Here is an 8567-nt window from a genome sequence, read left to right on the forward strand (position 1 = left end):
AAAATATTCGAAAATAGCATAAAAATTTTTACTAAAAATCCATATTTATTACGTATTATATATTTATTGTGTATCACAATATTTACATAATTTTCTTAATTAAATGCCGTTCACGGAAGATAATTTTTACCATTTGATGTTATCTTGTTTTAACATTTGTGCATTTCTGTGTGTATTTTGTTACTAATCTGTCACGAATCTGACCATATTTCACCTACCGTTCACCTAAACCTTCTCACTTTCTGACAAATTTGGCTTGATTATTTATCCCACACCAAATTTTGAGACAAGAAATGTTAGAGCGCATGTAGCGCTTGAGTGTTTGAATAGTAAGGAGAGGTTTTATGGAGTCAGAAAACAGAGAAACTGCTGGAACAGAGTCGCTGCTCGGTGGGTCTTCTCGCCATGTGATGGGTGACTATAGCAGGGTAGTTCCACCTCAGCACTTCCTCAGAACAATGGAAAAGACCAATAGGCCGCTCGCGCTTTGTGCAGAGCCCTGCATGGGTAAGACCATGTTTTTGCGTGAGTTGGCGGATTATGCGCAATCACACGGATGGACTGTGTATGAAATCTCTCTTTCTAGTTTGTCGGCTAAAGAGGCAACTCAGATCCTTACTAAGAAAAGCACTTCTATCTGCAATGCTAAGAAATCAAAGGCGGTTAAAAGGTTAGTTCTTATTGATGATTTTCCTCCGTCTGACGAGTATTTTGTTGCTCGCCAGGTTAAATCAATTGCGCGCCTTCGTATGGCTGGCTGTCTTGTTGCGATTTCTTTATCTCCTGAAGCTCGTCAGTTAATCGACGAAGTCCCTAGCGTGTATGTTTTGGGAAAGAATGAGCTGCTCACGTTTATGCCTGGAATAGATAATTCTGAACAATCAATTTTGACTAATATGAGATTGACACGCGGTATTCCAACGCTTGTTTATTCTTTGCCAGTTACATTTTGCGAGCATGGAGATGTGGATGTTCCAATTACGTATCTAACTAGTCTTGCTTGCGTTGCATCGTATATGCTCAGAAGCTCGCTAGGCATTGAGGAACTTAGGCTCAGGCTGGGCATGATGTTGCTCGGTGTTGGCTCATTTGATGATTTGAGCCGCATATGCGGACAAGTTGATCTTGAGTATTTGGCCAAGATAGAGCAAGATGCGCCTTTCTTTGGCGTGCATGTAGAAACTAGGCGTTTCTCGTGTATTCATGCTACAAGATTTGATGTGTTGAACTTTAATAAACAGGAGCTTGTGGCTCTAGCGGGTAAACATGAAAAGCTTGTTCTGAAAGCTATAGCCCTGCTGATCGATAGAGAAGATTTCTCTAAGGCTGCGTTTGTGAGCTCGCTGGTTAGAGAAGAGATTATCTGGGAAATTGTTCTTTCTCATGCAGCGGAATTTGTAGACGCTGGATATATTGAGCTGGTAGATAACGCACTTACTGCCACGCATTCTGACTGTACGCTTGATAACTCAAGTAAAAAAGCTGCTAAGGGAATGGTGGATTCGCTGTCTACTGCTAAGGGGCCGATGAATACTAAAGATGCTGATAGGGCATTCAAAAATCTCACTTCATTTAACGGATTTCTAAAGCAAACGGCATATATGAGTTTACTGAAGATGATTTTGCAAAAGCCTCTGCCACCTTTGAAAGAAGACCTTGAGCTGGGTCCGCTAGAGAAGAAAATTGCTCTACATAAACGCGCAATTGATTTAGCTTTGCAAGGAAATTTTAAGTATGCCCTTCAGCTGCTGCTTCTTGAGCAACAGTATGAGAAAGCTGCATCAATAACCTCGTCAATTCAAGCTGTTGACGTGGAATTGCTTTACGCATTGCTGGGTGTATATCAAAAAGAATTTGATGCGCGCACCTCAGGCTCGCTCTCCTTTTTACAAGAAGGTGAGGCCGGAGGCCTAAAGGGGTCTGTAGGACTACTTAAATGCGTTCGCTACCTTTTTGAAAAAAGCTCTTCTGTGGGAGACTTATACGATACCGAGCAGCTCATCAGCCAAGCCGAACTACAGGGTAATCGTATGATTCAAGTGCCCGCACTTCTTATTGGAGCTCTTCTCAGCCTCAGAAGCAGAGCATATCCCAAAGCGCAGCTCCAGGCGAGAAGAGCGGTGCTGCTGAGTAGGGAATGGGATTCACTATATGTGGTGCAAGTCGGAAAGATTATTGAAGATATTGCGGGATTTTTCTTGGGCGTTAAACCTACGGAGAAAAGCCTTGAGGCAATTACCCATCCATCGCTAAAAGCTGCATGTAGAACAATATACAAAGCTCTCTTTAAGAGCGTAAACGGACATGCTCCCGTTTGGCTGGATGCGGTTGAGTATGGAGTTCCAGAAAATGCCATGTGGCTTGTGAGAGCGCTTCTGTCTGATGAGTCTGAATTTCAGCAGTGCTTAGAACGAGAAATGCCTGAAGAATGGCTCCATTACCTACGTTCAAATGAGGGAAAACGAGACATAACAAAATGGAGAGTATTCCGGCAAGGAACGGGGGATTCTTGGACTGAAGACTTTGCGGTGAAGGGCGCGCAGGTAGAGAAGGTAATTAACGCTCACCCAGGAGTTTACCTTGCTCTTCTCGGCAGATTTAGTTTGTCGGTTCAAGGAGAGGAGATTGCTGGCAGAAAAATTGCCTATCGATCGGCAAAGGCGCTGCTTGTGTATTTGGCGCTTGCTCACAATCACATGAGCTTTAGGTCGCAGATTGCGCAGCAGATTTGGCCGGAGGCTGATCAAGCACATTGGCAAGAGCGCCTGTATCAAGCAACTCGAGTTATTCGCAAAGAGGTCCAGGAGATTCAGACAGATTGTGAGCCTTTGGAAGCATCTCGGATTGAAAAGACACTTGGTTTTAATCCCCAGCAGGTGACCGTAGATATTGATATTTTTACGCGATTAGCAAAAAGTGTGGCGTCATCGAACAGCGATGAAGACATAGTGCATCTGGCTAAGCAGGCGGAAGAGCTGTACCAAGGGGATTTGTATCTTCCTGAGGATGAATGCTTTAGGTTTGCAGATCCCATTCGAGTTGCCCTGAGAGATCAATACATAGATACCATGGTAACGGCTTCGGTGGCTGCTTTGAGAATTACCCACTATACGCTTGCGGTGCATTTTGCAGAGCTCGCCTACCTTGTTGATGATATGCGAGAGGACACACTTATGGCGCTCATTCAGGCACTGAGAAAATGTGGTCGGGCGCAGGATGCGCAGCATTACTACGATTTGTACGTGCAGAAATACGTTATGAAGCGTAGAAAAATGCCGTCTAAACAGCTCAGGATGATTGCAGGTGCAGAAAAGGGAAAAGAATCAATAGAAACTAGTGGTGGAGAAATAACGAAATTGGGATTTTACGACGCCATGTAGTGTGATTCAAGCAGTTAGACGGGGTATGATATATAAGTTGAATACTGTGTCTATCAACCGAAGATAGATGCCCGACGTCAAGGAAAAAGCTATGCCTAATTTCCTCTCTAAGATTCTGTCCTTTGGCGCTGACAAGGACCTCAAAGCATATCAGCGTATTGTCGAGAAGATCAATGCGCTTGAGCCAACAATGCAGGAAATGAGCGATGAAGAGCTTCAGGCTCAGACCGAGAAGTTCAAGGCTCGCTATGCTGAAGGAGAAAGTCTAGACGATCTTCTCCCAGAGGCTTTTGCGACGGTACGTGAGGCGTCAGTAAGAACTATTGGTCAGCGTCACTTTGATGTCCAGCTCATCGGTGGTATCGCGCTGCATAAGGGCACTATCGCAGAGATGAAGACCGGTGAAGGTAAGACGCTTGTCTCCACTCTTGCTGGTTACCTTAACGCACTGAGCGGCGAAGGCGTTCACATCGTTACGGTCAATGACTACCTGGCTAAACGAGACAGTGAGTGGATGGGCACCATCTACAAGTTCTTGGGCATCAGTGTTGGCCTTCTGCAGAACGGCATGCGACTGAGCCTTAAAAAGCCTGCATATGAGGCAGATATTACGTACGGTACAAACTCAGAGTTTGGCTTTGACTACCTGCGCGACAACATGGTCACTCGCCCAGAGATGCGTGTTCAGCGTGGACACCACTACGCCATCGTCGACGAGGTTGACTCCATCCTTATCGATGAGGCTCGTACTCCTCTGATTATTTCTGGCGCTGGCACTAAATCCGCAGGTACCTATAAGGATTTTGCAAAGGCAGTTCGTGGATTAACTCCAGATGTTGACTTTGAGATGGATGAGGCAAAGCACACCATTGCAACAACAGAGATTGGTCTCGAGAAGGTCGAGCGCGCTCTCAACATTGACGATATCTACAACGATGAGACTGGCCAGCTAGTCAATCACCTTCAGCAGGCGCTGAAGGCTGAGTATATGTTCCATCGTGACCAGCAGTATGTTGTCATTGACGGCGAAGTAAAGATTGTTGATGAGTTTACTGGTCGTATCATGGAAGGCCGTCGTTATTCTGAAGGTCTTCACCAGGCAATTGAGGCAAAAGAGAACGTTCAGGTACGTGAAGAAAATCAGACTCTGGCAACTATCACCCTCCAGAACTACTTCCTCATGTACGACAAGCTCTCCGGTATGACCGGTACCGCAATGACCGAGGATGCAGAGTTCCGTGAGGTTTATCACGTTCCTGTTCAGGTTATTCCACCTAACCGTCCGGTTAAGCGTGAAGACCTCGATGACCTGGTCTATCGTACTATTGGTGCTAAGTTTGAGGCTGTCGTAAGAGACGTTGAAGAGCGTCATCAGAATGGTCAGCCAGTACTTGTTGGTACCGTTTCCATTGACAACTCCGAGCGTATTTCTCGCATTCTGTCTAAACGCGGCATTAAACATAATGTTCTGAACGCTAAGTTCCATGAGCGTGAGGCACAGATTATTGCTCAGGCTGGTCGTGAGGGTGCAGTTACTATTGCAACCAACATGGCAGGTCGTGGTACCGATATTCTTTTGGGCGGCAACCCAGATGTCATGGCTGAAGATATCCTTCGTAACCAGGGAATTGAGCCAGCTGAGGCTACTCAGGAGCAAAAAGAAGCTGCGCGCAAAGAAGCAAAGGAAATCTGCGCTACTGAGCGTGAGGCAGTAACTGCTGCGGGTGGTTTGTGCGTTATTGGTACCGAGCGTCATGAGAGCCGTCGTATTGACAATCAGCTTCGTGGTCGTTCTGGTCGTCAGGGAGACCCTGGTCAGACCCAGTTCTACCTTTCTCTTGAAGATGATTTGATGCGCCGCTTTGGTGGAGATCGCATGGATGGCGTTGCAGCAATGATGCAGCGCTATGAACTTCCAGACGATATGCCAATTAAGGCAAAGATTGTTACCAAGCTTGTCGAGGGCGCCCAGCGCAAGGTTGAGGAAGTCAACTTTGCAATGCGTAAGAACGTCCTTGATTACGACGATGTTATGAACAAACAGCGTCAGGTCATTTACGCAGAGAGAAACAAGATTCTTGACGGCAAGGATCTTATGGAGCTCATCGAGACAGTCACTGCTTCTACTACTCAGCGCATTTGCGAGGAGTTCTGTTACGGAGATGCTGACGAGTGGGATCTTGAGGGTCTTGAGAAGTGGCTCACTGAACTTACTGGTAAGACTGATCTTCCAGAGTTTACCGAGGACACCAAGTTTGATCAGCTTGAAGAGGATGTCACCGCGTTTGTCCAAAAGACTTTTGACGAGAAGACCCAGAAGCTTGGCGAAGAAGTTATGCGTGAGCTTGCTGCTCAGGTAATGCTTCGTGTCATTGACACTCGCTGGATGGCATATCTCCAGGAGATGGATTACTTAAAGACTGGTATTGGTCTTCGTGGTTTTGGTCAGCGCGATCCTCTGGTTGAGTACAAGACCGAGGCATATGAGGCATTTACGCTGCTGGTAAACACCATGTATGAGGACTTCCTCCGTACTATTCTTCGCCTTGAGCTGGTCAATCGCCCACGTCAGAATACTGAGGCAGAGGCATTCCAGAATGCTCACTATTCTGGTGGAGAAGAGACTGACGGCGATCAAAAGGCACTTAAGCAAGGTAAGAGCATGCTTAAGAATGCCGCAGCTATTGGAAAGAGTCCACAGGGAACCGGCGCCAGCCAGTCTTCTGTATCAACCTACCGTAAGTCTGACGATCCAAATCCTTACGTCAACGTTGGTCGTAATGACCCTTGCCCATGTGGAAGTGGCAAAAAGTTTAAGAACTGCCACGGCCGAAATAGGTAAGAATGGCTGATACAGAGGGTGTTTCGCTCCAAGCTTTAGCGGAGCGTCTCTCTGAGGTAGAAGGATATCTTCACCTCACTGAGAAGCGTCAGCAAATTTCAGAACTTGAGGCAGAAAGTGCTCGTCCCAACTTCTGGGACGACGCTGAAGCTGCACAAAAAATAATGACCCAACTAGCGTCACTTCGCGATGATGTTGCTGGAATTGATAGAGCTAAAGAGAAACTCGGTGATGTTGAGGCCGCTTTTGAGCTTGGAACAGAACTTGAAGACCAAGCATCACTCGACGAATCTCAAGCACTTGCGGTATCTCTTGAAAAAGACTTGTCAAAGCTTGAGCTTTCAAGCTGGTTTACTGATGAACTTGATCATGGTGACGCAATTGTTACTATTAAGCCAGGTCAGGGTGGTCTTGAGGCTCAAGACTGGTGCGAGATGCTTTTTCGCATGTATCTCAAATATTGCGATCGCCGTTGTTGGAAAGTTGATATCAACGACGCTCCTGTTGCAGAGGTTATTGGTCTTGACCGCGCAACCTTTACGGTAAGTGGCAAAAATGCTTATGGCATGCTTCGTGCAGAACAGGGCGTGCATCGTCTGGTAAGAATTTCTCCTACTGATGATAAGAAACGCAGGCAGACGTCATTTGCTGGTGTAGAAGTTTTACCTGTTCTTCCTGAAGATATTGAAGTTGCTATTGACCCCAATGACCTGCGTATTGACGTTTACCATGCATCTGGTCCAGGAGGTCAGGGAGTTAACACTACAGACTCGGCAGTTCGTATTACACATATTCCAACAGGAACGGTAGTAACCTGCCAAAACGAACGCAGCCAGCTTCAGAACAAAGCTGCAGCAATGAATATCTTACGCAGTCGTTTGTATGAGATTGAAAAGGAGAAACGCGAAGCTGAGCTGGATGAGCTTCGCGGTCCAAAGAGAGAAATCTCGTTTGGCAATCAAATTAGGAGTTATGTTCTTTATCCTTATCAGCTCATTAAGGACTTAAGAACAGGTGCAGAAACAGGAAACGTAGAGTCCGTTCTTTCAGACGGCGATCTTGATCAGTTCATCATTGCGTACCATCGCTGGGTTGTTGGCGGAAAGGATTAGTGTGCAAAAATCTACTTGGCAAAAGACCTTTAAAGATTCGTTCTTTATCGTCCTTGGCTGTGCAATTTTTGCAGTTGGCCTTGATGTATTTGAAGTTCCTAACGGACTCGCCGCTGGTGGTATTACAGGTCTTGCTACCGTTATTAGAGCTATCGCGCTGCCTTTTGGTTTTGACTTACCTATTGGTATGCAAACCATTGCCATGAATATCATTTTGATAGCATTTGTCGCAAAAAGTGGCAATAAAAAGTACCTGCTTAAGAGCGTTGCAGGCTTCTTAATTTCAAGTATCTTTGTTGACTTGTTTGCACCATTTTTGCCTGCAATTGGTACCAACGATCTTATGCTTGCTGCCCTATGGGGCAGTATTATCTGCGGTTTTGGTCTTGGCCTTGTATTTAGGGCGGGCGGAAATACCGGCGGAACAGACATCATTGCTCAGGCGGTTTCCAAGCGTTTTTCTATTCCATCAGGTACCGCAATCATCATTGTTGATATTGTCATTATTATTGCCGCTATTCCAGTCTTCTCGCTAGAAAACGGTCTGTATTCTGCTCTGGCAATCTTTGTTACAGGAAAAATGATTGACTTTGTCATCGACGGACCAAGATCTGAGCGTTGCGTTTATATTATTTCTTCTGAGCACGATGCCATCGCTCACGAGATTCTTTATAACCTCAACCGTGGTTGCACAGAGCTTCAGGCGCGCGGACTGTGGAGTGGTGCGCACAAGCCAGTTTTGTTGTGTGTCCTAGGTCGTACTGAGCTTGTTCAGCTAAAAGTTATCGTTTCCGAGATTGACCCTGATGCACTGGTATTTGTTTCAGAGGTCCACGAGGCAATCGGTGAAGGCTTTAAGTCATTTGAGGCTTTGGAAAGCTAATCGCTGTTTGGCCAGCAAGTTGCTCGACAGATGGTCCTGTTGAACTTCGGTGGGTGCGTGTAGCTGGATGCGATTAAACACAATTGCACGTAAAAATTTTGCGATTAAAATGGCGGCCTGTAATGAACTGCCTCCCATTTCTTATGTCCAAGAAATGGGAGGCAGTTCATATGCGGATGATTATGATTTTGCAGCGTGTTAGCGTCGGCTTTGAGGCTTGAGGTACAAAATAGCGCAGCTTTGGTAGGTTCTGCTGAAGAATCGACATGTTCCTAATCAAGAGAGCCAGGCAGCTAGATGACCGCACTACCCGATATTCATCTCTATGCATAAACTTCATCTAATATGCT

4 protein-coding genes are annotated in these 8567 nt (G+C 45.9%); all 4 read left to right on the plus strand.

All coding sequences use genetic code 11. The features are described from left to right. Positions 1-344 precede the first annotated feature (344 nt). The 4 genes from HMPREF1647_RS01700 to HMPREF1647_RS01715 all read left to right on the plus strand — a co-directional run bounded on the left by HMPREF1647_RS01700 (position 345) and on the right by HMPREF1647_RS01715 (position 8217). Positions 345-3380: an AfsR/SARP family transcriptional regulator gene (locus tag HMPREF1647_RS01700; protein ID WP_035431514.1), complete on the plus strand. Its 3036-nt coding sequence runs from the start codon at positions 345-347 to the stop codon at positions 3378-3380. Positions 3381-3471: 91 nt separating this feature from the next. Then, positions 3472-6222, plus strand: coding sequence for a preprotein translocase subunit SecA (gene secA, locus HMPREF1647_RS01705; protein WP_035431516.1), 2751 nt, complete (start codon positions 3472-3474; stop codon positions 6220-6222). 2 nt (positions 6223-6224) lie between these two features. After that, positions 6225-7334, plus strand: coding sequence for a peptide chain release factor 2 (gene prfB / locus HMPREF1647_RS01710; protein WP_035431518.1), 1110 nt, complete (start codon positions 6225-6227; stop codon positions 7332-7334). 1 nt (position 7335) lies between these two features. Beyond that, complete coding sequence (locus HMPREF1647_RS01715; protein ID WP_035431520.1) at positions 7336-8217, plus strand: YitT family protein; 882 nt, start codon at positions 7336-7338, stop codon at positions 8215-8217. Positions 8218-8567: the final 350 nt, after the last annotated feature.

It is taken from the genome of Lancefieldella parvula DNF00906, assembly GCF_000758945.1.
GTDB classification, from domain to species: domain Bacteria; phylum Actinomycetota; class Coriobacteriia; order Coriobacteriales; family Atopobiaceae; genus Lancefieldella; species Lancefieldella parvula_C.

Bases quoted from the DNA above. Each gene is read 5' to 3' on its own strand.
- HMPREF1647_RS01700 (WP_035431514.1), top strand. From the start codon at position 345: ATGGAGTCAGAAAACAGAGAAACTGCTGGAACAGAGTCGCTGCTCGGT.
- secA (WP_035431516.1), top strand. From the start codon at position 3,472: ATGCCTAATTTCCTCTCTAAGATTCTGTCCTTTGGCGCTGACAAGGAC.
- prfB (WP_035431518.1), top strand. From the start codon at position 6,225: ATGGCTGATACAGAGGGTGTTTCGCTCCAAGCTTTAGCGGAGCGTCTC.